A 26,671-nucleotide genomic window follows, 5' to 3' on the forward strand; every position below is an offset into this window, starting at 1 on the left:
CCATTCCACCGCGCGCGCCCCGCTCGCAGGGGGGCCCCGTCGCCCCCCGCGCGCCGGTCGAGCTCCGTGCGCCCCGCCGCGACGGCCCCCGGATGGAGGCCCCGCGTCCGGCGGCTCCGCCTCCTGCGGCCCCGCGCGCCGAGGCGCCGCGCACCAAGGCTCCCCGATCCCTGGCACGCCTCGCCGCCCAGCGACCGTCCGCCCCTGGCCGCGACGGCCCCCGGACCGAGGCGCCGCGTTCCGATCGCGGCCCCCGCCCCGACGCGCCGCGTCCCCACGGTCCCCGGCCCAACGCCGCCGCGGCCGAGGCCCGGCCGGCGCGGGGCCCCAAGGCCGACGCCCGGCGTCCCGACCGCTTCAAGGGCCCCGAGGCCGCCGCCCGCGACGCCAAGTTCCGCGCCGAGGCCGAGCCTAAGCGTCCTGGATCTTCGTCGGCGCCCGGGCGGCCTTCAGGCCCGCGCGGGCCGAAGCCGTCGCCATCACGGCCGCGAAGCTCGACCGCTCGTCCGCCAGGCCCTGGGCCAGAGGGCGGTCCAAAGCGGCGCGGGTGAGCCGCTTGGCGTGGGCCAGGCCCTCGGCGCCGCGCCCGTCCCATTCCGCCGCCATCTCCAGGGCGCGGGCCAGGGGGTCGGCGGCCAGTTCGTGCACCAGGCCGATGCGCAGGGCCTCGGCGGCGTCCACCACCAGGCCGCGCAGGATCATCTCCACCGCCTTGGCCTCGCCGATCACCCGCGGCAGGCGCTGGGTGCCGCCGCCGCCGGGGAAGATGCCGATCCGGGTCTCCGGCAGGCCGATGGCGGTGACGTCGGTTCCGGCGATGCGCAGGTCGCAGGCGAGCGCCATCTCGAACCCGCCCCCCATGCACAGGCCGTTGATGGCGGCGACCACCGGCTTGGGCGCCGCGGCCAGCAGGTCGGTCATCTCCAGGAAGCCGGGCGCCGGCGGGGCGCTGGGGGCAGGCCGCGGCGGGGCGTCGCCCGCCGTGGCGTCGCTGGCGGCCGACAGCTCGCCGACGTCGTAGTGGCGCACGAAGATTCCCGGCACGCCCCCGGTGAGCACGATGGAGCGGACGTCGGCGTCCTCGCTGGCCGCCTTCACCGCGGCGTACATCTCCCGCGCCCCCGCCGCGGTCATCGTGCCGAAGGTTGGATTGGCGTAGGTGATCACGGCGCAACCGCCCTTGCGTTCCACGGTGACGAAAGTCATCAACGGCCTCCCTTTGCTTTGCGGCGTCCTTGGCCGACACCCTAATCCGCCCGGGAGGCCGGTTTCCATGCGCATCGTTTCCGGCGACTTCCGCGGCAAGACCCTGGTCACCCCCGAAGGCCAGGCCACCCGCCCCACCTCCGACCGCGCCCGCCAGGCGGTGTTCAACATCCTGGAGCACGCCGCCTGGGGCCGGGCCCCGCGGGACCTGAGGGTCATCGACCTGTTCGCCGGCTCCGGGGCGCTGGGGTTCGAGGCCCTGTCGCGGGGCGCGGCCTTCTGCCTGTTCGTGGAGACCGACGAGGCCGCCCGCGGCGCCATCCGGGAGAACGTCGACGCCCTGGGCCTGTTCGGCCGCACCCGCGTCCACCGGCGCGACGCCACCGACCTGGGCCTCCGTCCGGGCGCGGACGGCCCGGCCTTCGATCTCGCCTTCCTCGACCCGCCCTACGCCAAGGGCCTGGGGGAGATCGCGCTGGCCAAGCTCAAGGCCGGCGGCTGGCTGGCCCCCGGGGCCCTGATCGTCTTCGAGCGCGGCGCCGGCGAACCGGCCTTCGACGCCCCCGGCTTCGAGGTCCTGGACGCCCGCGACTACGGCGCCGCGCGGGTCTTCTTCCTGCGCCTGCTCCCGGACCCGTCCGCCGCGGACTGAGCCATCAAGCGTCACCGCTTGCGGGGTGGGGCGTCTTGAGCGAGGTTGGCGGCCGGGAACGGCGGGGGTGATCCGAATGGCGAGCTACAAGGCTCGGCTCGAGCGCGACCTGGACCGCTGGATCTCCCAGGGTCTGACGCCGGCCGCCTCACGCCAACCGATCCTCGACAGCGTCGCCGACAGCCGCCGGCTGGACGCCTCCACCGCCCTGGCGGCGGTGGGCGGGCTGCTGCTGGGCGTGGCGGTCATCGCCTTCGTCGCGGCCAACTGGGGCGTCATTCCCCGCCTGGCGCGCTTCGTGATGATCCTGGTGCTCTTCCTCGGGGTCGGGGCGGGCGCGGCCTGGGCCGCGCGCGGCGAGCGCCCCGTCCTGCGCGACACCCTGCTGCTGGTGGCGGCCCTGATCTATGCCGCGGCCATCGGCCTGACCGGCCAGATATTCGACATCGCCGGCGATCCCCAGACCGCCCTGCGGGGCGCGGGCCTAGCGGCGGCGCTGCTGGCGGTGGCCGGGCGCTCCGCCGGAGCCGGGGTCGCGGCCCTGCTGCTGCTGGCCCTGGGGGACCTGTCGCCCCAGCTCTTCGACGTCGGCGAGCACCCGACCCCCTGGCTGGCCTACGCCGCGCCCCTGGGGATGGTCCTGGCCTGGGTCTGGCGTTCCCGGCCCATGGCCCACGCCGCGGCCATCGCCCTGCCCCTCGCCGTCCTGCTGGTCATGCTCATCGACGAACGGGGCGACCGGCAGCTGGAATGCCTGGCGGCGGCGGCCGGCTTCGCGGCCCTGGCCGCGGCCATGCGCTGGCGCGCGGGCCGTGGCGACGGCCTGGCCGCCATCGTCTACGGCTGGGCGGTCTGGAGCGCCCTGATCTATTTCGCCAGCGCCGGGATCGGCGATCACGACCTGGCCCGCCTGGCCCATCGCGGCGTCTGGCTGGTGCTGTCGGGCGGGGTGATCGCGCTGGGCCTGCTTGACCGCCAGGGGGCGATCACCGCGGCGGGGATCCTCTCCCTGGCCGCCGCCGGCTGCGTGATCCTGTTCGACCTGGGCCTGGGCCTGCTCACCGCCGCCGGCGTGTTCGGGGCCTGCGCCCTGGTGGTGCTGGCCGCCGGCTGGCTTCTGCGCCGGAGGGCCAAGTCATGAGCCGCGCCCTGCCGCTTCGGATCCTCGGCGCCTGCCTGCTGCTGGCCGCCGCCCTGGTCGCCCTGGTGATCCGCGAGGACCGCGCCCGCGCCGCCGGCCGCGAGGTGACGCTGGCCATGGAGGCCGTGGACCCGCGCGACCTGCTGACCGGCCACTATGTCGCCCTGCAGCTCGTCCAGACCCAGCCGCCGGGCGAGCCCTGCCCGCCGGACCTCGTCCCCTGGGGCAAGATGGGCTGGATCGCCCTGAGCCCCGGCCCGGCCGGCGATCGGGTCACCGGCGGCGGCGTCACCCGGGCCGCGGCCCTGCGGCACGGGCCCGTCGCCCTGCGGGGCCAGGTGGGTTGCTCGCCGCCCTCCACCGAGATCGTGGGCCGGCCGGCCGTGGTCAGGCTGGACCTCGGCGTCAAGCGCTTCCACACCGACCAGGCCGAGGCCGAGGCCATCGACAAGGCGCTCAGCGCCCGGCGCCCCGGCGACCCCGCCACGGCCTTCGCGGTGATCTCGGCCGGGCAGGACGGCCGCGGCCGCCTGCGCGGGGTGATCCTGAACGGGCGGCGCACCGACCTGACCTGGTTCTGAGTCAGCGCGGACTTTTCGCCCTTTCTATGCCTGTGTTTACTTAAACAAGTCCGAATATGACATCTTCATGACAGTCATGCGACGTCGATCCAAGTCGAGATGAAGTACATCCCGCTCGGGATTCACCTCCCGTTAGTTCGCGGCCCCTAGGACTGGCGCACCCCCCAGTACCGAGGCCTTGCATGTCCGGCGTCCTCCTCGACCTCGCCCAGAATTGCGTCCCCATCCCCCCCGACACCCCCGGCGCCCTGGTCTATGAGCGGTTCCAGGCCGAGCCCGACGCCCTGGCCATCGCGGTGGTGGACGCCCAGGGGCGGCCGGTGGGCCTGGTGGAGCGCACCGCCTTCTTCCTGGCCATGGCCGCCCAGTACGGCCGCGCCCTCTATGCGCGCCGCCCGGTCTCCCTGCTGATGAACGCCGAACCCCTGGTGGTGGAGGGCGACGTCGACGTGGCGGCCTTCTGCGGCGAGGCCCTGGTGGACCGGCCATCGGAGCTGCTGCGCGGCTTCATCGTCACCCAGGGCGGCCGCTACGCCGGGGTGGGCAGCGCGCTCTGCCTGCTGCAGGCCACCAACGCCGCCAACCAGGCCCACGCCGAGGAGATGGAGGCCCTGGCCGGCGCCATGGACCGCGCCCGGCTCGAGGCCCAGGCGGCCCTGTCGGCCAAGTCCCAGTTCCTGGCGGTGATGAGCCACGAGATCCGCACCCCGCTGAACGGCGTCCTGGCCATCGCCGACATCCTGGCGCGCAAGCTCGCCCAGCCCGACCTCATCGCCTATGTGCGCGGCATCCAGGACTCCGGCGAGACCCTGCTGCGCCTGCTGACCGACGCGCTGGACCTGTCGCGGGCCGACGCCGGCCGCCTGGACCTGAACGAGGACAGCTTCGCGCTGGCGCGCCTCACCGACGACCTGGCGACCCTCTGGGGGGCGCGCGCGGAGCTGAAGGGCCTGACCCTGACCGTCGCCTATGACGGTCCCCCCGACCAGTGGGCCCTGGGGGACGAGATCCGCATCAAGCAGGTGTTCAACAACCTGATCGGCAACGCCCTGAAGTTCACCGAGACCGGCGGGGTCGAGGTGGCGCTGCGGGTCCGCCGCGAGGACATCCATCTCCAGATCGAGGGCGAGGTCTCCGACACCGGGGTCGGCGTCCCGGAGGACCGGCTGGCCGCCATCTTCCAGCCCTTCTCCCAGACCGAGGTCGGCCTCAAGCAGGGCGGGGCGGGCCTTGGCCTCTCCATCTGCCGCCAGCTCGTCGAGCAGATGGGCGGAACCATCGGCGCGGCGCGCAATCCGGCCGGCGGGACCCGGTTGCAGTTCTCGTTCCCGCTCTTCGACCTGCCGGCGCCCGGCGACGCCCCCGCGCCGATCGAGGCCGAGGCGGCCGCTGGCGGCCTGCACATCCTGATCGCCGACGACAACGCCACCAACCGGCTGGTGGTGGAGACCCTGTGCGAGATGTTCGGCGCCAGCAGCGAAAGCGTCGAGGACGGCCTCCAGGCGGTGGCCGCCGCCGCCAGCGGCCGCTTCGACCTGGTGCTGATGGACATCCGCATGCCCAATCTCGACGGGGTCGCCGCCACCCGCCGCATCCGCGCCCTGGCCGGGCCGGCCGGGGCGGTGCCGATCCTGGCCCTCACCGCCAACGCCGACCCCTGGGACGCCGAGGGCTACCTGGCCGAAGGCATGGATGGTGTGGTGGAAAAGCCGATCAAGGCCGAGCGCCTGGTGGACGCCATCAACCGCGCCCTGGCCGTCGACCGGCGCTGCGTGGCCGCCTAGAGCCTCCCGGTCAGGCCTGGAGCACCACGCTGGGCGCCGACCGCGTCGCCGGCCCGTGGTTCACCGCCTCGATATTGTTGCCGTCGGGGTCGAGGACGAAACAGGCGTAGTAGCCGGGGTGGTAGTCCCGCTCGCCCGGCGCGCCGTTGTCCCGCCCACCCGCCGCCAGGGCCGCCTCGTAGAACCGGTCCACCATGGCTCGGTCGGGCGTCTGGAAGGCCAGGTGCACGCGGGTGGGGGTCTCGCCGACATCGATCCACAACTCGTCGGCGGCCAGGTGGTCGGGGCTCTCCTGGACCGGCACGCCGATCACCGCCAGCACGGCGCGGTAGAAGCGCTTGGAGGCCTCCAGGTCGCGGGCCCGCAAGTGCAGGTGATCGATCAGTCGGCCGCGGTGCAGCTCCATGGGACCCTCCCGTTGGTGTCGGACTTCAACGCGTTCCAGACTTCCTGGTTTCGCGGGTGTTGACCCTCACCCTGCGTGAGCCCCCAGATAAGGGGCCTTCCGCAACAAGGCGTGGATCTGATGAGCGTCTACACCGTCAGCGAAGTGGCCAGGCTCTCGGGCGTCTCCGTCCGGGCCCTGCGCCACTATGACGAGATCGGGCTGCTGAAGCCCGGTCACGTGGGCGAGAACGGCTATCGCTACTATGGCCAGGCCGAGCTGCTGCGCCTGCAGCAGATCCTCTTCCACCGGGAGCTGGGCTTCCGACTGGAGGCCATCGGCCAGATCCTGGACGACCCCGGCTTCGACCAGGCGGCCGCCCTCCGGGCGCACCGCGTGGCCCTGCTGGAACAGGTCCGGCGCTACCGCCAGCTCGTCCGCACCCTCGACCAGACCCTCGCCGCCATCGAAGGCAAGGCCACCATGAACGACAAGACCACCTTCCGCGGCTTCCCGCCGGAAAAGCAGGCGCAGCACGAGGCCTGGCTGACCGACCGGTTCGGCCCGGGCGTGCAAACCGAAATCGAGGATTCCAAGGCGCGCCTGCACGCGCTGAGCCAGGGCCAATTCGACGGCCTGGTGGCGGAGGCCGACGCCTTCGAGGCGAAGATGGCCCAGGCTCTGGCCGGCGGCCTGCCCGCCGACAGCGGGACGGTGGGCGCCCTGGTGGCCGGTCACCACGCCTGGATCGGCCGCTCCTGGAACCGCGTCCCCGACCGCACGGCCTATGAGAACCTGGCCCTCATCTACCAGGACAATCCCGACTTCCGCGCCCGCTACGAGGGCCGCGCCCCGGGGCTCACCGAGTACCTCGTGGCGGCGATGCGGGCCTATGCGGCGCGGGAACTGGCCTGAGGGGCGGGGGCCTAGGCCCGCAACGCCCTCTGGTCCTCTTCCGCCGCCGCCCCGTCCCCGACCTTCTCCGTCCAGACCTGTTCCACCACGCGCAGCAGGCCGTCGGCGGTGATGGGCTTGGTGACGTGGCCGTCGGCGCCGGCGTCGGCGGAGGCCTGGGCGTGCTCGGGCATGGCGTTGGCGGTCAGGGTGTAGATCGGGGTCGGACGGGCCTTCTCGCGGCACTCCCGGCGGCGGATGGCGCGGATGGCGGTCAGGCCGTCCATCACCGGCATCTGCATGTCCATCAGGATCAGGTCGAAGCTGGAGCGCGCGGCCTCGTCCACCGCCTCGGCGCCGTTCTCGACGCAGGTCAGGTCGACCCCGGCGGCGCCCAGGATCAGCTCCACGACCCGGCGATTGGTGGGGTGGTCCTCGGCCAGCAGCACCCGCATCGTCTGCAGGTCGGCCTCGGCCTCGGCGTCGGCCTCGTGCTCGCCCCACAGGTCCACCGCCCCGTGGCGGCGCGGCAGCTCCAGCTCCAGGGTGAAGGTCGAGCCCTCGCCGGGACGGGAGACCGCCGACAGGCCGCCGCCCATGGCCTCGGCCAGGGAGCGGGAGATGGCCAGGCCCAGGCCGGTTCCGCCAAACCGCCGGGTGATGGAGCCGTCGGCCTGCTGGAAGCGGCCGAACAGCCGCTGCCGGGTCTCCTCGTCGAAGCCGATGCCGGTGTCGGAGACGTCGAAGCACAGGTGGGTGGAGGTCTCGTCGCGCCGCGCCCGCACCGACAGCTTCACCTCGCCGGCGCTGGTGAACTTCACCGCATTGCCCAGCAGGTTGCTCAGGATCTGGCGGATGCGCGGGGCGTCGCCGTCATAGGCGCCCTGGGCGTAGGGATCGACCTCGACGGTCAGCTTCAGGTCCTTGGCGTCGGCGCTGGCCTGGAACAGCGAGGCGCAGGCGTTCACCGAGGTGGTCAGGTCGAAGGGCTCGGGGCGGATCTCCAGCCGGCCGGCCTCGATGCGGGCCAGGTCCAGGATGTCGGTGAGCAGGGCCTCCAGGGTCTGGGCCGAGGTCTCGATCAGGTTGACCATCTCGGCCTGGCCGGAGGTCAGCGGGGTCTTGGCCAGGGCCCCGGCAATGCCCATCACCCCGTTCAGCGGGGTGCGGATCTCGTGGCTCATATTGGCCAGGAACTCGCTCTTGGCCCGGTTGGCCGTCTCGGCCTCCTCCTTGGCCTTCACCAGCTCCAGTTCGCCGCGCTTCTCCTTGTCGATGTTGCGCAGCACCCCCAGCACCCTGACCACCCGCCCGCGCTCGTCGCGGATCGCCTCGCAGGCCGAGTAGTGCCACTGGTGCGGCCCCTCGGTCTGGGGGATGCGGTAGACCTGCCGGAAGGGGGCCCCGCCCTCCATGTACTCGTCCCAGGCGCGCATGGCCTCGGGCCGGTCGGCCGGGTGGATGGACCGCCAGATGTCGGCGTTCATCTCCTCATAGGTGGCGCCGACCTCGACCCCAGGGGTGGGGGACTGGTAGCCGGCGCCGGTCAGCTCCCGGCGCTTCCAGTCCATCTCCCACATCCGCAGCTCGCCGATCTCCAGGGCCAGCTTCAGGCGCTCCTCGTTGCGCTTGGCCTCCTCCAGGGCGTCGGCGGTGCGGGTCATGTCCACCGACATGATCAGCAGGCCGCCGATCTCGCCGTCGGCCTCCCGCCAGGGATTGATCTCCACCCGCGCCCACAGGTGGCGGCCGTCGGGCAGGTTCACCGGCACCCGCTCGTGCTGCACCTGCTGGCCCTTGAGGCAGCGGTTGTAGACCGGCGCCCAGCGCTGGGTGTCGGGATAGGCCTCGTAGAGGCTCTGACCCACCACGTCGTCGCTCTGGCGCTCGGCCCGCCAGCGGGGGCTGGCCTGGATGACGCGCATCTCCTTGTCGGTCATGCACAGGGCCACCGGGGCGGCCTGGACGAAGGCGGAGATCATGTAGCGGGCCGCGGCCACCTCGCCGGCGGCGCGGGCCAGGTCCTGGCGGGCGGTGTGGCGGGCCCATTCGTCCGCGGCCAGGGCGGCCAGGTCGGTCAGGTACTCCACCAGCTCCGGGTCGTAGGCGCGTGGGGCGGTGTCGGAAACCCAGACCGCGCCGACGCCGCGGCCATCCGGCATCCGGATCGGGGCTCCGGCGCAGAAGCGGATGCCGAGCTCGCCGACGACGCCGGGATGCGACGCCAGGCGCGGGTCCTCGCGCGCGTCGCAGACCCACATCACGCCGTCGGACTTCAGCGCCAGGGTGGTGAGGGAGCTTTCGTTGGGGACGGCGCTGCGCCAGCCGTCGGGGGCGCTGGCGTGCCAGGTCTGGGCCCGGGCCTCGTCCAGCAGCACCACATCGCTGTTCGGCAACCTGGCGTAGGCGCGGGCCAGGCGCGCGATCCGCGCGAAGGTCGGTTTCAGTTCCGCTAGATCCAGCCCGCCCTCGGCGGCCGGACGTTCAGCTTCGCTAAGCAAAGCCCCGTCCTTCTTGGCCATGACGTCTCCCCCGATCAGTGGGGGGAACGATGGGCGCGCGGGGTTAAATCTCCGTGACCGTCAAAAACCGATTTCTACCCTGAGTGTGGCCGCCGGAGAGGCTTCCTCCTCGCCCCCCTCAGGGGGAGAGGAGGGGTGAGGGGGCGCGCAGCAGGGCTGCGCGTCTCGGCCCCCGAAGCGACCGCGGAGGAGCCGAAAGAGCCCTCTCCCTGCCCTCTCCCGCAAGCGGGACAGGGGAATCTACAGCAGCTTGATCTCGCGCAGCCGCTCCTTGAGGAACTCATCGGCGGTGATCGGGGTCGGGTAGCGGTCGGGGTGCTCGCCGTCCACGCAGGAGGCCAGGGTCTTGATCTGGTAGTCCGGATTGAAGTGCAGGAAGAAGGGCGTCGAATAGCGCGGGAAGCCCCGGCGTTCGGGCGCGGGGTTCACCACCCGGTGCGTCGTGGACGGCAGGCGGTGGTTGGTCAGCCGCTGCAGCATGTCGCCGATATTGACCACCACCGAGCCCGCCGGCGGATTGATCGCCAGCCACTGGCCGTCGCGGTCCAGCACCTCCAGCCCAGCCTCCTCCGCGCCGAGCAGCAGGGTGATGACATTGATGTCCTCGTGCGCCCCGGCCCGGATATTGGGGCCGTCCTTGGGCACGGGGGGATAGTGCAGCAGGCGCAGGATCGAATTGCCGTCATTGACGGTGGCGTCGAAGAAATGCCGGTCCAGCTTCAGATAGGTGGCGATGGCCTCCAGCACCTGGACCCCCAACTCGTCGAGGGCGTCGTAGAGCCAGGCCACGTCGGAGACGAAGGTGGGGACCTCCACCGGCCAGACGTTCTCCGGCATCAGCTCCAGGTAGGGATGGCCCGGGGGCAGGTCGCGCCCCATGTGCCAGAACTCCTTCAGGTCGAAGTGTTCGGCGTCCTTGGCCGTCTCGATGCCGAAGGGGGTGTAGCCGCGCTGGCCGCCGGTCCCCACCACGTAGCGCGTCTTCACCTCGTCGGGCAGGGCGAAGAAGGCCTTGGTGGCGTCCAGCGCGCGGGTGATGTCGGCCTGGGGCAGGCCGTGGTCGGCGATCACCGCGAAGCCGTAGCGGGCGAAGCTGTCGCCGAGCGCCTGGGAGAAGCCGGCGAAGTCGCGGCTGAAGCCCTGGAAGGAGACGGGTTGGATGGCGGTCTTGGTCATGACCCGCCCCTTACACCGGCTGGCGATCCTTCTCCACCCGTCTGGCGAGGTCGTCCTCGCCGTCCTCCTCCGCCGCCCGCCGCATCTCGGCGTTCAGCAGCCGCTCCATCGTCTCGGTGGAGTCGCGGCTGGCCAGGACGTAGTTCTCCTCCTGGCCATAGGCCGGCGCCAGCTTCTCGAACAGCTGGCGGTCCAGCTTGCGGAAGGCGACGGCGGCGGCCACCGCGCGCCGCTCGGTGAAGCCCAGCCGCAGCAGGGCGCGCTTGCCCATGGCGAGACTCCCCTCGAAGCTCTCGCGCTCCACGTCGTCGGCGCCGTGGGCCAGCAGGTCATAGGCGTGGCGGCGGTCCCAGGCGCGCGACATGATGGCCAGGTTGGGGAAGGCCGCCTTGGCCGCCTCCACCAGCTCGACGGCCTTGTCCTTGTCGTCGATGGCCACGATCAGCAGCTTGGCCTTGGCCGCGCCCGCGGTGCGCAGGAGGTCGATGCGGCTGGCGTCGCCATAGTGGACCTTGCGGCCGAAGGCCCGCAGCAGCTCGATCTGCTCGATGCTGGAATCCAGGGTCACCACATTGAAGTCGTTGGCGATCAGCAGGCGGGCGGCGATCTGGCCGAAGCGCCCGAAGCCCGCGACGATCACCTCCGGATCGCCCTCGTCGAAGGGGATGGCCTCCGGCTCGTCGCCGGGCCCGTCGCCGCGGCTCAGCACCAGCTTCTCGTAGGCCAGGAAGGCCAGGGGCGTGAAGGCCATGGACAGCGCCACCACCGCCGACAACAGCTTGGAGAGGTCCGGATCGATGACCCCGGCCGCCACCGTGAAGCCCAGCAGCACGAAGGCGAATTCTCCGCCCTGGGCCAGGGACACTGCCGTGGTGGCCGCCTCCCGCCGCGCCATGCGGAACACCCGGCCGACCCCGAACATGGCCAGCGCCTTGAGGATCATCATCCCCAGCACCAGGCCCAGCAGGGCCACGGGCTGGCGGGCGATCACCGAGAAGTCCAGCCCCGCCCCCACCGTGATGAAGAACAGGCCCAGCAGCAGGCCGCGGAACGGCTCGATGTCGGTCTCCAGCTCGCGCCGGAACTCGCTCTCTGCCAGCACCACCCCGGCCAGGAAGGCACCGAGCGCCGGGGACAGGCCCACGGTCTGCATCAGGGCGGCGACCGCCACCACCAGCAGCAGGGCCGAGGCCGTGAAGATCTCCCGCAGGCGGGCCGCGGCGATGAAGCGGAACACCGGCCGCACCAGGTAGCGCCCGCCGCCGATCACCGCGGCCACCGCGCCCAGGATGGCCAGCGCCTTGGCCCAGCCGGGCAGGCCAAGGGTGTCCAGCAGGCTCGCGCCGTGGCCGGCGGCCTCGGCGGCCCCATGGACCGGCGCCCCCATGGCCAGCAGGGGCAGCAGGGCGAACAGCGGGATCACCGCCAGATCCTGGAACAGCAGCACCCCGAACACCGCCTCGCCGACGGTCCCCTGGCGCAGGCCCTTCTCCTCCAGATTGGCCAGCACGATGGCGGTGGACGACAGGGCCAGCACCACGCCGGCGGCCGTCGCCGTGCGCCAGTCCAGGCCCAGCGCCAGGCCGGCCAGCGCGATCACCCCGGTGGTGAGCGCCAGCTGGCCGCCCCCCAGGCCGAAGATCGCCGTGCGCATCTTCCACAGCAGCGCCGGGCGCACCTCCAGCCCGATCAGGAACAGCAGGATCACCACCCCGAACTCGGCGAACTTCATCACGTCGGTGGGCTCGCCCACCAGGTTCAGCAGGAAGGGGCCGACGATGACGCCGGCGATCAGGTAACCCAGCACCGAGCCCAGGCCGATCCGCTTGGCGATCGGCACCGAGACCACGCCGGCGGTCAGATAGACCAGCGCCTGGATCAGCAGGCCCTGGCCGTTCATCGGCCGGCCCCGGGGGATTGGTGAGACATGCCCGAACTATGGACCGGCGTTCTCGGATTTGTGCACGCGAAATCTGATTGCCCGGTTCCCAAATGTTGCAGTGCGGCGTAATGGGCGTTCATGGCTGACAAGACACAGAAATCCGCTGTCGAGGCCCTGGCGGGCCGCCTGTTCGACGGCATGACCATCATGGCCGGGGGCTTCGGCCTCTGCGGCATCCCGGAAAACCTGATCGCGGCGATCCGCGAGAGCGGGACCAAGGGCCTGACCGTCATCTCCAACAACTGCGGGATCGACGGCTTCGGCCTGGGGATCCTGCTGGAGAGCGGCCAGATCAAGAAGATGGTCTCCTCCTATGTGGGCGAGAACAAGCTGTTCGAGAAGCTCTACCTCTCCGGCGAGCTGGAGCTGGAGTTCAACCCCCAGGGCACGCTGGCCGAACGCATCCGCGCCGGCGGCGCCGGCATCCCGGCCTTCTTCACCAAGACCGGGGTCGGCACCCTGGTGGCGGAGGGCAAGGAGGTCCGCGAGTTCGACGGCGAGCTCTACGTCATGGAGCGCGGCCTCACCGCGGACCTGGCCATCGTCAAGGCCTGGAAGGGCGACGCGGCGGGCAACCTGATCTACCGGAAGACGGCGCGGAACTTCAATCCGATGATGGCCACCGCCGGCCGCGTCACCGTCGCCGAGGTCGAGCAGCTGGTTCCGGTGGGCGGGCTCGACAAGGACAACATCCACACGCCGGGCATCTTCGTCGACTCGATCGTCGCCGGCGCGACGTACGAAAAGCGCATCGAGCGCGTCACCACCCGGCCGCGCGCCGAGCAGGGCGCCGGCGCCGGAGAGGAAGTCTGATGGCCTGGACCCGCGAACAGATGGCGGCCCGCGCCGCCCAGGAACTGCGCGACGGCTTCTATGTGAACCTCGGCATCGGCATCCCGACCCTGGTGGCCAACTACATCCCCGCCGGCATGACCGTCACCCTGCAGAGCGAGAACGGCATGCTGGGCATGGGCCCCTTCCCCTATGAGGGGGAGGAGGACGCCGACCTGATCAACGCCGGCAAGCAGACCATCACCGAGCTGCCGGAGAGCTCCTACTTCTCCTCGGCCGACAGCTTCGCCATGATCCGTGGCGGCCACATCGCGCTCTCCATCCTGGGGGGCATGCAGGTGTCGGAAACGGGCGACCTGGCCAACTGGATGGTGCCGGGCAAGGTGGTGAAGGGCATGGGCGGGGCCATGGACCTGGTGGCCGGCGTCAAGCGCGTCGTGGTGGTCATGGACCATGTGGAGAAGTCCGGCGCGCCGAAGCTGCTCACCGCCTGCACCCTGCCGCTCACCGGCGCGCGTGTGGTGGACCTGCTGATCACCGACCTGGGGGTCTTCGACATCGCCCGCGGCAAGTCGCCCCTGACGCTGACGGCGCTCGCCGACGGCGTCACCCTCGACGAGATCACCGCCAAGACCCAGGCCAAGTTCGAGGTGGCCCTGGCCGGGTGAAACCTCCGGGCCCGCCCTTGCGTATGTCTTTCCAGGACAACCAAGGTAGAGCCATGAACAAGCCCCTCTTCGCCGCCGTCAGCGCCGCGGTCCTCCTGCTGGCCGGATCGGCCCCGGCGGCCGGCGCGCTCAGGACCGCCGTCTTCGCCGGCGGCTGCTTCTGGTCGGCCGAGCACGACATCGAGCACGCCAAGGGGGTGAAGGACGTGGTGGTGGGCTATGCCGGCGGCGCCTCGGCCAACCCCACCTACGAGGACCACGAGGGCCACCTGGAGGCCATCAAGGTCACCTATGACCCGAGCCAGACCAGCTACTCCCTGCTGGTGGCCAACTTCTTCCACCACATCGATCCCACCGACCCGGACGGCCAGATCTGCGACCAGGGCCCCTCCTACCGCACGGCGGTGTTCGTGGCCGACCCCGCCGAGCGCGCCGCCGCCGAGGCCATCAAGGCCCAGGTGGCCAAGGAGCTGGGCAAGCCGGTGGCCACCAAGATCCTGCCCGCCGGCCCCTTCCACGTTGGCGAGGGCTACCACCAGGACTATGCCAGGAAGAACCCCATGGCCTACGCCCGCTACCGCATCGGCTGCGGCCGCGACGCGGCGCTGAAGGCGGTGTGGGGGCGCGGCTAGCGGCTACTTCGCGCCCGCCACCTTCGGCGCCGGCGGCTGACCCGTCACCGGGTCGCGGGGCAGGGGGGCGAAGCCGTCGCCGAGGAACAGCTCGGTGCGCCGCTTGCGCTTCCTGTCCAGCATCACGCTGCGGATCTCGCGGGCCGAGACGGCCTTGAAGTCCTGGGCCATCTCGTCGCGATAGACCAGGTCCAGGCTGGCGGCCAGGACGTGGGCGCCGGTGGCCGGCGTCAGGGGATCGGTGGTCTCGGCCTGGTTCTGCGGATGGGCCTCGCGCACCCACATCTTCAGGGGCGGGGCGTTGACGGCGCCGAAGAAGGCCCGCCCGTAATAGGCGCTGGCGTTGAACAGGAAGCGGTCGTCCACCACCACCGCGGTCAGGCCCGGCTCCATCGCCGCCCGCTCGGTGATGCCGCGCACCGTCTGCTCCCAGCCCTTGGCCCGCTTGAAGGCGTTGGCCGCGCCGATCTTCTCGGCCAGGGGCGGGCTCACCACGCAGGCCAGGAACAGGGCGGCGATCACCGCCTGGCTGGCCACCGCCGCGATCAGCCACCCCTTGGCCCGCCAGCGCAGCAGCCAGGCGGCTGCCAGCACCGCGCCGGCCACATAGCCCGCCCCGGACCAGTTGGCGTTGGCCCGGCTGATGAAGGCCTGGAAGGTGACGATCAGCAGCGGCGGGATGGAGAAGCACAGCAGGGTGAGGTCGGCCGGCGTCAGCCGCCTGCGGACCGCCAGCAGCAGGCCGCCCCCGATCAGCACCGCGAAGGGGATCGGCCCGAACACCCCGAACTGGGAGCCGACGAAGGCCCCCAGCTCCTCCGGGTTGAACAGCTTGCGCCCGCCCCAGGCGGCGTTGGCGGCGGTATGCTGCACGGTGGAGAATCCGTGGGCGGCGTTCCAGGCCAGGTTGGGCGCCAGGATCAGCAGGAAGGCGGCGAGCGCCACGCCGGCCGTCCGCCAGCTCCAGACCGCCCGCGCCTCCCGGCTGATGGCCAGGTGCAGGCCAAGCCCGATCAGGGCGTAGACCGCCGCGTACTTGGACAGGAAGGCCAGGCCCACCGCCGCCCCGAACCCGGCGGCGATCGCGAGCCGGCGGCGGCCCTCCGCATGCGGCAGCTCCACATAGGCCAGCAGGGCCAGGCTCAGATAGAAGAGCAGGATGGCGTCGGTGGCCATGGCCAGGGCCGAGATCTGCACCCCGGGCATCAGGGCGTAGAGGGCGGCCGCGGCGAAGCCGACGGCGGGCCCGTAGAGCCGGCGGCCGATCCCGAAAACCGCCAGCGTCGCCCCCAGGTGATAGAGCGGGGCGGCCAGCCGCACCCAGGCCTCGCCGTTTCCGCCGATCGCCGTGGTGGTCCAGATGGTCCAGGCGATCATCGGCGGCTTGGAATAATAGCCCCAGTCCAGGGTCCGCGACCAAAGCCAGTACTGGGCCTCGTCCGGATAGAGCTCCAGGGGGGTGACGAAGAGGGCCACTAGGCGCGCCGCCGTCAGGCCGAGCGCCAGCAGCAGGGCGCCTCTCCATTGGGCGCCGGCGCCGTGAGCGGACAAAGCGTTATCGGCCAAGCGGAACATCCCTCTTTTGGCGGCGGACGGTGGCGCGGCGCAGGCGCCCTGTAAAGCCGCATGCGTGTCTTTCGCGCAGCACTCGCGCGGCTTGATGCCGCCGTAACAAAAGCGTCACCCATCAACATAATTTTAGCGCTATAGCGTGGGCCAGACGCCGGAGGGGGCTGGGCAAGCGATCCCCGCACGGCACGATGGATAGGGGATCTTCCAGATGACTTCGATGAAACGCCTCGCCGGTGGCGCGGCCCTGAGCGTACTCGTGTGCGCCATGTCCAGCGCGGTCTACGCGCAGGAAACCACCTCGGCGGTGGGCGGCACGATCGTGGACCAGAGCGGCGCGCCCGTGCGCGGCGCCAGCGTCGCCATCGTCCACACCCCCTCGGGCACCCGGTCGCAGACCGCCACCGCCGCCGACGGCAGCTTCGACGCCCGCGGCCTGCGTCCCGGCGGCCCCTACACCCTGACCTTCACCGCGCCCGGCTATGAGGCCAAGAGCCTCACCGGCGTGAACCTGGTGGTCGGCTCCAACCAGCGCCTGGACGTCAACCTCAACGCCCAGGACCTGGTGGACGAATTCGTCGTCACCGCCTCGCGGGACGTCACCGCCAACAACACCGGCCGCAAGACCGTGCTGGACGAGACCGCCGTCGAAAGCGTCGTCTCCATCACCCGCGACGTCCGCGACCTGGCCCGCCGTTCGGCCCTGGTCAGCCAGAACACCCGCGGCGACGGCGGCATCTCCATCGCCGGCTCCAACCCGCGCCAGAACCGCATCACCATCGACGGCGCCACCGCGGTCGACAACTACGGCCTCAACACCGGCGGCACCCCCACCAAGCGCGGCCCGGTCGTGCTGGACGCCGTCGAGCAGTTCACCATCGACGCGGTCCCCACCGACGTGGAGAACGGCGACTTCCAGGGCGGCGCCCTGGACGTGGTGCTCAAGGCCGGCGGCAACGACTTCCACGGCTCGCTGTTCACCAACTACCTGAACGACGGCATGGTCGGCGACTCGATCCGCGGTGCCCCGGTGAAGAACACCGTCAGCCAGACCAACTACGGCGCCTTCCTCTCGGGCCCGATCTGGAAGGACAAGGTCTTCTTCGCGATCTCCTACGAGCGCTATGAGTCCTCGGACCTGACCTCCACCGGCCCCACCGGCCAGGGCTTCCAGAACGACATCAACGGCGTCACCCAGGCGACGATCGACAACGTCACCAACATCTTCAACACCCAGTACGCCACGAAGTTCGACGTGGGCTCGATCGCCCGCACCAAGCCGGTGATCGACGAGAAGTACGCCGCCAAGCTGGACTGGAACATCACCGACCGTCAGCGCCTCAGCCTGACCGCGCGCTACGCGCTCTCGGAGCTGACCTCGCGCACCGACCTGACCCGCACCACGGCCGGCCTGGACTCCCACTGGTACCTCACCGGTGAAGAAGACTACTCCTATGTCGGCGAACTGAACTCCGACTGGACCGACAACTTCCACACCCAGATCCGCCTGACCTACCGCGACTACGAGCGTCGCCAGCTGCCGAAGTCGGGTCAGGAATTCGCCGACATCAGCGTCTGCACCTCGCCCACCAGCATCAATTCGGGCGGCGACAACCTGACGAGCTGCGGCTCCACCTCGGTGGTCCGCTTCGGCCCGGACGAATTCCGCCAGGCCAACTCCCTGGCCACCGAGACCTTCCAGATCCAGGCCAAGGGCGAATATTCCCTCGGCGATAACCTGATCAAGTTCGGCTACCAGCTCAAAAAGCAGAACATCAACAACCTGTTCGTCCCCGGTTCGGACGGCATCTACTACTTCGACTCCATCGCCGACTTCCAGAACGGCACGGCCGGCCAGCTGCGCTACACCGACTCCGTCGGCGGCAAGACCACCGAGTCCTCGGCGGCGATCCTCGATTACAAGGTGCACAGCCTGTACCTGCAGGACGCCCTGGCGGTGACCCCGGACCTGAACATCACGGCGGGCTTCCGCTACGACTGGTTCCAGATGGACTCCACCCCCATCCTGAACCCGTCCTTCGCGGCCCGGAACGGCTTCACCAACCAGGCCACCTATGACGGCCGCGGGATCATGATGCCGCGCGTCAGCTTCGACTGGAAGCCGACCCAATCCATCAAGATCAGCGGCGGCGGCGGCCTGTTCTCGGGCGGCGTGCCGGACGTGCTGATCGCCAACTCCTTCGGCAACGGCAACGGCATCTCCACCTCGGGGATCACCATCCAGCGCACCGCCACCGGTTTCCAGGACATCTCGGGCACCCCGGGCTTCACCCCGGCGATCGGCGCTGCGGCCCTCAACGGCCTGCGGACCGATCCGCGCTTCGGCTATGACATCCCGGCGGCGGTCATCGCCTTCCAAGGCGGTAGCGTCGCCTCACCGCTCGCCGAGGTCTCGGCGCTCTCGCCGAACTACCAGCTGCCCTCGGACTGGAAGGCCTTCCTCTCGGCCAACTGGGACACCCCGTGGTACGGCATCCGCCTGGGCCTCGACCTGGTGGGCTCCAAGACCCGCGACGGCATCCTGATCCGCGACACCCGGGCCCAGCCGCTGATCGTCAACGGCGCCATCGCCCGCACCCCGGACGGTCGCATCCGCTACGACGCCATCGGCGCCAGCACGACGGCCACGGCGGCCCAGCGCGCGGCCTTCAACGTCACCTCGCAGAACCCGGGCTCGTCCAACCGCGACCTGGTGGTGTTCAACGACGACGCCGGCAAGGGCTTCACCGTGGCGGTCTCGGCCAGCAAGTCCTTCGACTTCGGCCTGGACGTCCGCGGCAGCTACAGCCACTCCGACATCAAGGACCGCAGCTCCTCGCTGCGCTTCTCGTCGACCCAGAGCTCGCTCTACGGCGGCATCTCCGGCGATGATCCGAACGGCGCGGCCTACGGCACGTCCTTCGACTCCATCGACCATTCCTTCAAGCTGGACGTCTCCTACGCCCACAAGTTCTTCGGCGACAACGAGACCCGCGTGACCCTCTTCGGCGAACGCCGCTCGGGCCGCCCGACCTCCTTCGTGATGTCGGACGCCACCTCCGGCCGCAGCCCGGTGTTCGGCGTCAACCGGGGCAACTTCCTGCTCTACGTGCCGAAGATCACCGGCGAAGTGTCGAGCCCGACCGACCTCGACGTCGGTCTGGTCACCTTCGACAGCGTCGCCACCCGCGACAACTTCCTGAAGGCGGTCTCCCAGTTCGGCATGACCGAGGACGCCATCCAGGAGAAGGGGTCCTTCACCAACCACGACATCACCCAGGTGGACCTGCAGCTCTCGCAGGAAATCCCGTCGCCGATCCAGGGCCACAAGTTCCGGCTGACCTTCGACGTCCAGAACCTGCTCAACCTGATCAACGACAAGTGGGGCATCGTCGACGAGTATCTCGACACCGACCGGGTGATCAGCGTCTCCTGCGCCGACGCCTCTGGCGTGGCCGTCACGGCCAGCTCGCCCAACCCCTTCGCCTGCAACCGCTACCGTTACTCGAGCTTCCAGACGACCAGTACGTCCCGGAACCTCGACACCGGCGGCAAGTCGCTCTGGGCCATCCAGGTCGGCCTGCGCTACGAGTTCTAAGCCTCGCGGCGACATCGCCTTCGCGGAAAGGGCGGCCCTCCCGGGCCGCCCTTTTTCGTTGCGGCTGAGTCTCTCAGCCCCACCCCTCGCCCGCAGGCGGGAGAGGGGCGCCGAGCGCCCCACCTCGACAATCCTCGCCCGGCTTCCTAGGCTAAGCTCCGCATGGCGCGGATCACCCCCCTGTGGAGCTCGCCGGAGCTCACCGTCTATCGGTTCGACCACCCGGTCGAACACGAGGACCAGCCCTTCTGCGCCGTCTCCGACGCCTACCGCGCCAGCTTCGTGGAGGAGGGGACCTTCGACCTGGAGATCGGCGAGGGGCGCTGGCGGGTCGAGCCCGGCGACGTGATGCTCAGCCATCCGGGCATGGCCTTCCGCTCGGCCTTCCAGGGGACGGGGTTTTCCGACACCTGCCTGTCCATCGTCTACCAGGCGGCCAATGACGACGGCTTCGACCGCGCCGGCAGCTGGGCGGCGGCCGGCCGCCCGGTGCTGCGCGCCAGCAACCGCCTGCGCTACCTGCGCTGGGGCCTGGCCCGGGCCGTGGAGGCGGGCGCGCCCATGTTCGCCGAATACTGCGCCACCGAGATCTTCCGCGAGGCCCCGGGAGCCGAACCCGGCCCGCTCTACACCGAGCGGAGCTTCGCCTGGTACGCCGAGCGGGTGCACCATGTCCGCGACCGCCTGGACGCGCAGTTCGCCGAGCCCTTCAGCGTCTCCGACCTGGCCCGCTCGGTGGGGATGAGCCTGTTCCACTTCAGCCGGGTCTTCACCGAACTGGCCGGGGTCCCGCCCCACCGCTACCTGCTCAAGGCCCGCCTGAGGGCCGCCCGCCGGATGCTGGGCCAGGGCGCCAGCGTCACCGAGACCTGCTACGCCTGCGGCTTCAACAACCTGTCCCACTTCAGCCGCAGCTTCGCCCGCCGCTATGGCGCCGCGCCCTCGGCGATCGCCCGGGGAAGTTTGGCAGGATAGTGCAAGCCGCGCCCGGCGCGGCCGGGCTAGGTCGGCCCCTATCAAGCTCGACGATAGGAAGCCCCATGAAATCCGCCCTCTACCCCCTGTGCGCCCTGCTGGCCCTGGGCGCGGCCCCGGCCCGCGCCGCCCCCGACCAGGACCGCGCCGCCGTCGCCGCCCTCGACACCGCCTACCAGGCCGCCGTGGAGCGCAACGACGCCGCCGCCATGGCCCGGATCCTCCACCCGCAGATGATCCTCATCACCGGCGACGGCGGGGTCCATACCGGCGAGGACCTGCTGGCCCTGGCGCGGACGCGCGAGGTCGCCTTCGAACATCAGGTGGAGGACCCCGGCACCCAGACCGTCCGCCTCTACGGCCCCGACACCGCCATCGTCACCGCCCGCCTGTGGCTGAAGGGCGTCCGCGGCAGCCGCGCCTTCGACCGCCGCCTCTGGTTCAGCGACACCTATGTCCGCACGCCCCAGGGCTGGCGCTACGTCTTCGGCCAGGCCTCCACCGACCTGCCCGCCGCCGTGGGCGCGGGACCGGGGTAGGGAGAACCGGAGGGCCTTTCGCGCCCCAGCTTCCCCCACGCAGGTGGGGGAAGTGGCCCGACAGCCTCTTGGCTGGAGGGTCGATGGGGGTGCGTATCTGAAACGCGCGGCCTGTCAGACTCTCACCCCCATCGTCACGCGTCTTGGCTGCGCCAAGCCTTGCGGCACGTCCCCCACATGCGTGGGGGAAGCTGGGAACGCCGCGCTCTCTCTTCAGCGCCGCTTGACGCCGTGCGCTGCACCGCCCATTTCGCGCGTCCAACACAGCGCGTGACAGCCAAAAGTGGATACCGGTTTTGGCGACCGTCACGCGCCAGCTTCAGGGCCGCCGATGACTGTTCTCGTTCCCGCCGAATGGGCGCCCCACAAGGCCATGTGGCTGGGCTTCCCCAGCCATGAGGAGCTCTGGGCCGAAGACCTGGCCCTGGCCCAGGCCCAGGTGGGGGCGCTGGCCCGCGCCCTGGCCGGCCCGGGCCGGGAGCGCGTGCGCCTGATGACCGGCTCGCCGCAGGGCGAGGCCGCCGCGCGGCGTCTGTTGGGCGACGTGCCGGGCGTCGAGATCGTGGCCGGCGTGTTCGGCGACATCTGGCTGCGCGACACCGGGCCGATCTTCGCCAAGGGCCCGGCGGGCGACGAGGCGCGCGGCTTCCGCTTCAACGGCTGGGGCGGCAAGTACGAGATGGAGGGCGACGACACCGTGGCCGCCCAGATCGCCACGGCCAGCGGCGCGCCGCTGATCCAGCAGGAGATCATCCTGGAGGGCGGCTCCCTGGACCATGATGGCGCGGGCACCATCCTCACCACCGGCCAGTGCCTGCTCAATCCCAACCGCAACCCCGGCTGGACGGCGCAGGCCGCCGAGGTCGAGCTCGCCCGATCGCTCGGCGCCCGCAAGGTGCTGTGGCTCGGCGACGGCCTCGCCAACGACCACACCGACGGCCATGTCGACAACCTCGCCCGCTTCGTGGCGCCGGGCGTCGTGGTCTGCCCGGTGGCCTGGGGCCGGGGCGATGTGAACGTCTACGCCTATGACGCCTGCGCCCGCGACCTGGCCGCCATGACCGACGCCGAGGGCCGCAAGCTCAAGGTGGTCCGCGTCCCCTCGCCGGGCTGGATCGAGAGCCACGAGGGCGGGGCCGCGCCCGCCAGCCACATGAACTTCATCATCGCCAACGGGGCGGTGGTCATGCCCACCTATGACGGCGACAAGCGCGCCGCCGAACTGGCCCTGGAGGCGCTCGCCAGCGTCTTCCCGGGCCGTGAGATCATCGGCCTGCCTTCGGACGCCATCCTCACCGGCGGCGGTTCCTTCCACTGCATCACCCAGCAGGAGCCCGCCTGATGGCCCGCACCCTGACCGTCGCCGCCCTGCAGACATCCTATGGGATGGACCTGGAGGCCAATATCGCCAAGACCGCCGACCTGATCCGTCAGGCCGCCGACCAGGGCGCCCAGGTGATCCTGCCCTCGGAGCTGTTCCAGGGTCCCTATTTCTGCGTCACCCAGGAGGAGCAGTGGTTCGCCCAGGCCCATCCCTGGCGCGAGCATCCCTGCGTCACAGCGCTCGCGCCGCTGGCCGCCGAACTCGGCGTGGTCCTGCCCATCTCCATCTTCGAGCGGGAGGGCCCCCACTACTTCAACAGCCTGGTGATGGTGGACGCCGACGGGTCGCTGATGGGGGTCTATCGCAAGAGCCACATCCCCGACGGGCCGGGCTATCAGGAGAAGTACTATTTCCGCCCCGGCGACACCGGCTTCAAGGTCTGGGACACCCGCTTCGGCCGCGTCGGCACGGGGATCTGCTGGGACCAGTGGTACCCGGAGGCGGCCCGCGCCATGACCCTGATGGGCGCCGAGGTGCTGCTCTATCCCACCGCCATCGGCAGCGAGCCGCACGACGACACCCTCGACACCGCCGCCCCCTGGCGGCGCGCCATGCAGGGCCACGCGGTCTCCAACGTCATCCCGGTGGTGGGCGCCAACCGCATCGGCTTCGAGCCGTGGGACAACTATCCGAACGGCGGCCAGGCCTTCTACGGCTCGTCCTTCATCGCCGACCATCGCGGCGACCTGGTGGCCGCCCTCGGCCGCCAGGAGGAGGGGGTGCTGAGCGCCAGCTTCGACCTGGACTTCCTGGCCGCCCACCGCGCCGCCTGGGGCTTCTTCCGCGACCGCCGCACCGATCTCTACGGCGCGCTGGTGGACCCGCGGCCCGCCTGACGGCCACCTGTCGGCACGTGTTGGTCGGTCTGCCGGCCGCCAAACCCTTGCGGGCTAAAGGGTGGAGGCGTCTGCGCGGATAAGCCCGAATCCTCCATCCGTGACGGCCGACATATGGTCAGCCGGGGCAGCTCATCGCCGGCGCCTTGGCCAGCTCCCGGCGCGCCGCGGCCAGGTCCCTCTGGAATTCCGGGTCCCCGTGCAGCCGCGCCACCATGGCCGAGGCCAGGGTCCGCCCGGCCTCGATGTCGCTCTGGAAGTGGACCCCGCAGATCACCCGGCTGTCCCCCACCGCCTTGCCCGCCGCCATCAGGCCGTCGGCCTTGGCCGGCTCCAGCTCCGCCAGGATCAGCCCCCAGGACCAGCCCACCATGGCGTGGCCCGAGGGGTAGGAGGCGTTGGTCTTCATCCAGTCCTCGCGCGGCACGCAGATCTGCTGGCTGTCGCCGATCATCGGCCGCAGGCGGCCATAGTGGTCCTTGGCCGGCTTGCCGATGGTGCGCACGTCCAGCTCCACCCGGTGCAGCAGGCGGTAGAGGGCCGGGGTCGGCTGGGGCCCGATGGCCTTGCCCGCCGCGCAGGCGTAGCTCCGCAGGGCCCCGCCGGCCCAGATGTCGTTGTCCTGGATGGCCTGGGTCCAGCGGGCCGAGCCGGCCATGGACCGGGTCTCGTTGTACTGGGCGCGGTCGGCCTGGCCGCGCAGGCTGCCGTCGGCCGGCGGCGGGCCCAGCAGGGCCGCGCCGTCGAGGTCGCCGGTGGTCAGGTAGCCGGTCAGCTTGGTGGGGATGGGGCCGGCGGCCGAGTTCAGCGAGGCGTCCTCCGGCGCCTTGCCGGAGAGCTGCGGGAGCATGGCGCAGGCGGCCAGCGACAGGGTGGCGGCCGCGACCGCGAGGGGGCGAAGTCCTTGGATCATAGGCCTTCTTTAGAGCGGTTCCCCCGTGGGGGGAACCGCTCCGCGGAGGTCTTTAGGCGCGCAGGACGGTCAGGCCGTTCTTGATCACCGTGGCGCCGCGCTCCTTCACGCGGGCCTCGAAGGAGATGTTCTTGCCGTCCTTCCAGAGGTCCACCGTGATGGTGTCGCCCGGGATCACCGGAGCCGAGAAGCGGGCCTGGTGGCTGAGGATCTGGTCGGGGTCGAAGCCGGTGATGGCCTGCAGCACGGCGCGGCAGGTGATGCCGTAGGTGCACAGCCCGTGCAGGATCGGCCGCTGGAAGCCGGCGCGCTTGGCGACGTCGGGGTCGGAGTGCAGCGGGTTGCGGTCGCCGTTCAGGCGGTAGAGCAGGGCCTGGTCCTCGCGGGTGGTGAAGTCCACCGACAGGTCGGCCTTGCGCGTGGGGACCACGTGGGGTTCCGGGGCGCCCTCCGACGGGCCGCCGAAGCCGCCGTCGCCGCGGGCGAAGGTGGAGCCGGTCAGGGTGGCGACCTTCTCGCCCTTGTCGTCCTTCCAGACGGTCTCGTTGACGATCACCGCCCCCTTGCCCTCGCCCTTGTCATAGGCGCCGACGGTGCGGCCCTCGGCGGTGAAGGTGCCGGTGGTGGGCAGGGGCTTGTGGAGCTCGACCTTCTGCTCGCCGTGGACGACCATCAGGAAGTTGATCTGGCTGGGGCGGTGGCCGGCCGGCATGGCTGGGGCGGGGCCGCCGGCGGCCCGCGACATGGCGGCCAGCACGGTGGCGGCGGTGGGGATGACCTTCAGGTTCTTCTCGTAGACGAAGGCCAGCTCGTCCTCGTTCATGGGGTCCTGACCCATGCCGACGCCGAGCGCGTAGAGCATCACGTCCTTGTCGCGATAGGTGAATTCGCGGGCCGGGGACTTCTGGTCAAGAATGTCGGGATAAAAGATCGCCATTGAAAATATTTCCTCCGCTAAGCGGTCCGTTTCTAATCGGCGGATTGAAGCGGTTCAGCCTGGGCTAAGCAAGCGGTGAGCGAGCGCATTTGCCGCCCTCCGTCCGATCGGGTAGAAGCGCGGACCCTGCGAAGACGGGTCATTTGAAAACCCGCTCGCACCTTTCTTTCGCGCCCAGGACATCGAAGGCATTTCATGGCGACCGACACTCAGCCCGGCACGGGCGGCCAGATCACCGGCAACGTTCTGTTCTATTCCAAGCCGGAACCGCTGACCCCCGACCTCCACAAGACCCTCGGCGTCAAGCGCATCGACGGCCCCTTCGGCTTCGCCAAGGCCGGCCACGCGATCCCGCTCACCGTCACCGAATTCCCCCTGGCCGCCGTCTCGGGCCCGATCATCTTCGTCGGTGACGACAAGATGCCTCTGGCCGTCATGGGCCTGAACGCCGGGGACAACATGTTCGTCCAGGACAACGGCATGTTCGAGTCCGGCGTCTACATCCCGGCCTATATCCGCCGCTATCCCTTCGTCTTCGCCAATGACGACAAGGCCCAGCAGATGGTGCTCTGCATCGACCGCGCCGCCGAGTTCATCGTCGAGGGCGGCGACATGGCCTTCTTCGACGAGAAGGGCGAGCCGACCGACTACACCAAGAGCTGCATCCAGTTCTGCAACGACTACGAGGTCGAGCGTCAGCGCACCCAGGGCTTCATCCAGATCCTGAAGGACAACGACCTCTTCGAACTGAAGACCGCCAACCACACCCCGATGAACGAAGACGGCACGCCCGGCGAGCCCCAGAAGATCGCCGAGTACTTCGGGGTCTCGGAGGACAAGCTCAACGCCCTGTCGCCGGCCAAGCTGGCGGAGCTGCGGGACAATGGCGCGCTCGGCCAGATCTACGCCCACCTGGTGTCCCTGGTGGGCTGGGACCGGCTGGTCGCCCTGGCGATGTTCCGCGCCAACCAGGCGGCCCTGGCGGCCAACGCCTGATCCGATCCTAACGAGACTTGCGACGCGGCGGGCTCGAAGGGGCCCGCCGTTTTCTTTTAGGGCGTCTTGGTTTGTCGCGTGACAGGCGCCTGAACCGGTTCCCAGTTCAGGCTGTCACGCTCCGTCAGCGGGCGAAGACGCTGCGGGTCAGGCAGGAGAAGACCAGCCGCCCGGCCTCGTCCAGCAGGTCGTGCTGGGCGATGATGATGCCCTTGCCGTCGCCCACCGGGTCCTTGCCCATCACCGTCATGCGGCCGCGCAGGGTCTCGCCGGCCGGCGGATTGCGCGCCCAGCGCAGGGCGTCGACCCCCAGGCGCTTGGTCTGGGGCCAGTTGATCACCGCGGCGGCGTCCAGCCGGGTCCAGATGGCGAAGACCATGGCGTCGGGGGCGCCGCGCTCGGCCGGCCAGCCGGGGGCGAAGGCGGCGATGAAGGACTCCAGGGCGCGGGCGTCCACACGCACCTCGCCGAGATAGACCACCTGACCGATCTCGATCTCGTCGAAGGGGGCGGGCACGTAACTCTCCTGCGGCTCTGGCCGAACTGATT

Annotated in this window: 23 protein-coding genes; 14 read left to right on the forward strand and 9 right to left on the reverse strand. The window is 70.7% G+C overall.

Going from position 1 to position 26,671, the window contains the following annotated elements:
- Nucleotides 1-411: 411 nt before the first annotated feature.
- Nucleotides 412-1,206, reverse strand: coding sequence for an enoyl-CoA hydratase/isomerase family protein (locus AC1RN5_RS18245; RefSeq protein WP_493042635.1), 795 nt, complete (start codon nt 1,204-1,206; stop codon nt 412-414).
- A 67-nt stretch (nt 1,207-1,273) separates the two neighbouring features.
- Here AC1RN5_RS18245 and rsmD point away from each other — a divergent pair, with 67 nt between their 5' ends.
- The 4 genes from rsmD to AC1RN5_RS18265 all read left to right on the forward strand — a co-directional run bounded on the left by rsmD (nt 1,274) and on the right by AC1RN5_RS18265 (nt 5,364).
- Nucleotides 1,274-1,858 (forward strand): 16S rRNA (guanine(966)-N(2))-methyltransferase RsmD, encoded by a 585-nt coding sequence (rsmD, locus tag AC1RN5_RS18250; RefSeq protein WP_493042636.1) that lies wholly within the window; start codon nt 1,274-1,276, stop codon nt 1,856-1,858.
- Nucleotides 1,859-1,934: 76 nt separating this feature from the next.
- Nucleotides 1,935-2,999 (forward strand): DUF2157 domain-containing protein, encoded by a 1,065-nt coding sequence (locus tag AC1RN5_RS18255; protein ID WP_493042638.1) that lies wholly within the window; start codon nt 1,935-1,937, stop codon nt 2,997-2,999.
- Nucleotides 2,996-3,580 (forward strand): GDYXXLXY domain-containing protein, encoded by a 585-nt coding sequence (locus AC1RN5_RS18260; RefSeq protein WP_493042640.1) that lies wholly within the window; start codon nt 2,996-2,998, stop codon nt 3,578-3,580. Before AC1RN5_RS18255 ends, AC1RN5_RS18260 begins: the two co-directional genes overlap by 4 nt.
- 182 nt (nt 3,581-3,762) lie before the next feature.
- Entirely contained in the window at nt 3,763-5,364 is a 1,602-nt protein-coding gene (locus AC1RN5_RS18265; protein WP_493042641.1) for an ATP-binding protein, read from the forward strand.
- A 10-nt stretch (nt 5,365-5,374) separates the two neighbouring features.
- Here AC1RN5_RS18265 and AC1RN5_RS18270 read toward each other — a convergent pair whose 3' ends face one another.
- On the reverse strand, nt 5,375-5,770 hold the full coding sequence (locus AC1RN5_RS18270) for a VOC family protein (protein WP_493042643.1): 396 nt from the start codon (nt 5,768-5,770) through the stop codon (nt 5,375-5,377).
- 120 nt (nt 5,771-5,890) lie between these two features.
- Here AC1RN5_RS18270 and AC1RN5_RS18275 point away from each other — a divergent pair, with 120 nt between their 5' ends.
- The gene (locus AC1RN5_RS18275; RefSeq protein ID WP_493042645.1) at nt 5,891-6,664 is read left to right on the forward strand and encodes a MerR family transcriptional regulator; all 774 of its coding nucleotides are present in this window, start codon (nt 5,891-5,893) and stop codon (nt 6,662-6,664) included.
- 11 nt (nt 6,665-6,675) lie between these two features.
- Here AC1RN5_RS18275 and AC1RN5_RS18280 read toward each other — a convergent pair whose 3' ends face one another.
- The 3 genes from AC1RN5_RS18280 to AC1RN5_RS18290 all read right to left on the reverse strand — a co-directional run bounded on the left by AC1RN5_RS18280 (nt 6,676) and on the right by AC1RN5_RS18290 (nt 12,241).
- Nucleotides 6,676-9,165 carry an ATP-binding protein gene (locus tag AC1RN5_RS18280; protein WP_493042648.1) on the reverse strand — a complete coding sequence of 830 codons (2,490 nt, stop codon included), beginning with the start codon at nt 9,163-9,165 and terminating at the stop codon, nt 6,676-6,678.
- A 240-nt stretch (nt 9,166-9,405) separates the two neighbouring features.
- Complete coding sequence (locus tag AC1RN5_RS18285; protein ID WP_493042650.1) at nt 9,406-10,341, reverse strand: isopenicillin N synthase family dioxygenase; 936 nt, start codon at nt 10,339-10,341, stop codon at nt 9,406-9,408.
- Between the two features lie 10 nt (nt 10,342-10,351).
- Nucleotides 10,352-12,241: a monovalent cation:proton antiporter-2 (CPA2) family protein gene (locus tag AC1RN5_RS18290; RefSeq protein WP_493042651.1), complete on the reverse strand. Its 1,890-nt coding sequence runs from the start codon at nt 12,239-12,241 to the stop codon at nt 10,352-10,354.
- A gap of 120 nt (nt 12,242-12,361) precedes the next feature.
- Here AC1RN5_RS18290 and AC1RN5_RS18295 point away from each other — a divergent pair, with 120 nt between their 5' ends.
- The 3 genes from AC1RN5_RS18295 to msrA are packed head-to-tail and all read left to right on the forward strand — an operon-like array spanning nt 12,362 to nt 14,375.
- A complete protein-coding gene (locus AC1RN5_RS18295; protein WP_493042653.1) occupies nt 12,362-13,096 on the forward strand; it encodes a CoA transferase subunit A in 735 nt (244 codons plus the stop codon).
- Nucleotides 13,096-13,743 (forward strand): 3-oxoacid CoA-transferase subunit B, encoded by a 648-nt coding sequence (locus AC1RN5_RS18300; protein WP_493042654.1) that lies wholly within the window; start codon nt 13,096-13,098, stop codon nt 13,741-13,743. The genes AC1RN5_RS18295 and AC1RN5_RS18300 overlap by 1 nt, the downstream gene beginning before the upstream one ends.
- A 53-nt stretch (nt 13,744-13,796) precedes the next feature.
- Entirely contained in the window at nt 13,797-14,375 is a 579-nt protein-coding gene (msrA, locus tag AC1RN5_RS18305; protein WP_493042656.1) for a peptide-methionine (S)-S-oxide reductase MsrA, read from the forward strand.
- A gap of 3 nt (nt 14,376-14,378) precedes the next feature.
- On the opposite strand, the gene AC1RN5_RS18310 is transcribed toward msrA, so the two are convergent.
- The gene (locus AC1RN5_RS18310) at nt 14,379-15,926 is read right to left on the reverse strand and encodes an ArnT family glycosyltransferase (protein ID WP_493042658.1); all 1,548 of its coding nucleotides are present in this window, start codon (nt 15,924-15,926) and stop codon (nt 14,379-14,381) included.
- Nucleotides 15,927-16,164: 238 nt separating this feature from the next.
- Between AC1RN5_RS18310 and AC1RN5_RS18315 the strand changes: the two genes are divergently transcribed.
- The 5 genes from AC1RN5_RS18315 to aguB all read left to right on the forward strand — a co-directional run bounded on the left by AC1RN5_RS18315 (nt 16,165) and on the right by aguB (nt 23,276).
- Complete coding sequence (locus AC1RN5_RS18315; RefSeq protein ID WP_493042659.1) at nt 16,165-19,542, forward strand: TonB-dependent receptor; 3,378 nt, start codon at nt 16,165-16,167, stop codon at nt 19,540-19,542.
- A gap of 162 nt (nt 19,543-19,704) precedes the next feature.
- Entirely contained in the window at nt 19,705-20,517 is an 813-nt protein-coding gene (locus tag AC1RN5_RS18320; RefSeq protein WP_493042661.1) for a helix-turn-helix domain-containing protein, read from the forward strand.
- A 65-nt stretch (nt 20,518-20,582) separates the two neighbouring features.
- Nucleotides 20,583-21,056 carry a nuclear transport factor 2 family protein gene (locus tag AC1RN5_RS18325; protein WP_493042662.1) on the forward strand — a complete coding sequence of 158 codons (474 nt, stop codon included), beginning with the start codon at nt 20,583-20,585 and terminating at the stop codon, nt 21,054-21,056.
- A gap of 331 nt (nt 21,057-21,387) precedes the next feature.
- Nucleotides 21,388-22,398 (forward strand): agmatine deiminase family protein, encoded by a 1,011-nt coding sequence (locus tag AC1RN5_RS18330; protein ID WP_493042664.1) that lies wholly within the window; start codon nt 21,388-21,390, stop codon nt 22,396-22,398.
- The gene (aguB, locus tag AC1RN5_RS18335) at nt 22,398-23,276 is read left to right on the forward strand and encodes an N-carbamoylputrescine amidase (protein WP_493042666.1); all 879 of its coding nucleotides are present in this window, start codon (nt 22,398-22,400) and stop codon (nt 23,274-23,276) included. Before AC1RN5_RS18330 ends, aguB begins: the two co-directional genes overlap by 1 nt.
- 118 nt (nt 23,277-23,394) lie before the next feature.
- Here the strand turns inward: aguB and AC1RN5_RS18340 are convergent, their stop codons facing one another.
- Together AC1RN5_RS18340 and AC1RN5_RS18345 are read right to left on the reverse strand one after the other, a co-directional pair.
- Nucleotides 23,395-24,189: an acid phosphatase gene (locus AC1RN5_RS18340; protein ID WP_493042668.1), complete on the reverse strand. Its 795-nt coding sequence runs from the start codon at nt 24,187-24,189 to the stop codon at nt 23,395-23,397.
- A gap of 52 nt (nt 24,190-24,241) precedes the next feature.
- Nucleotides 24,242-25,126, reverse strand: coding sequence for a MaoC/PaaZ C-terminal domain-containing protein (locus AC1RN5_RS18345; protein ID WP_493042670.1), 885 nt, complete (start codon nt 25,124-25,126; stop codon nt 24,242-24,244).
- 195 nt (nt 25,127-25,321) lie between these two features.
- On the opposite strand from AC1RN5_RS18345, the gene AC1RN5_RS18350 reads away from it, so the two are divergent.
- Nucleotides 25,322-26,122, forward strand: a complete 801-nt coding sequence (locus tag AC1RN5_RS18350) for a SapC family protein (protein WP_493042672.1) — start codon at nt 25,322-25,324, stop codon at nt 26,120-26,122.
- 124 nt (nt 26,123-26,246) lie between these two features.
- On the opposite strand, the gene AC1RN5_RS18355 is transcribed toward AC1RN5_RS18350, so the two are convergent.
- Nucleotides 26,247-26,639, reverse strand: a complete 393-nt coding sequence (locus AC1RN5_RS18355) for an acyl dehydratase (protein ID WP_421934098.1) — start codon at nt 26,637-26,639, stop codon at nt 26,247-26,249.
- Between the last annotated feature and the right edge of the window lie 32 nt (nt 26,640-26,671).

The sequence above is a fragment of the Phenylobacterium sp. GW821-FHT12F10 genome (assembly GCF_058806695.1).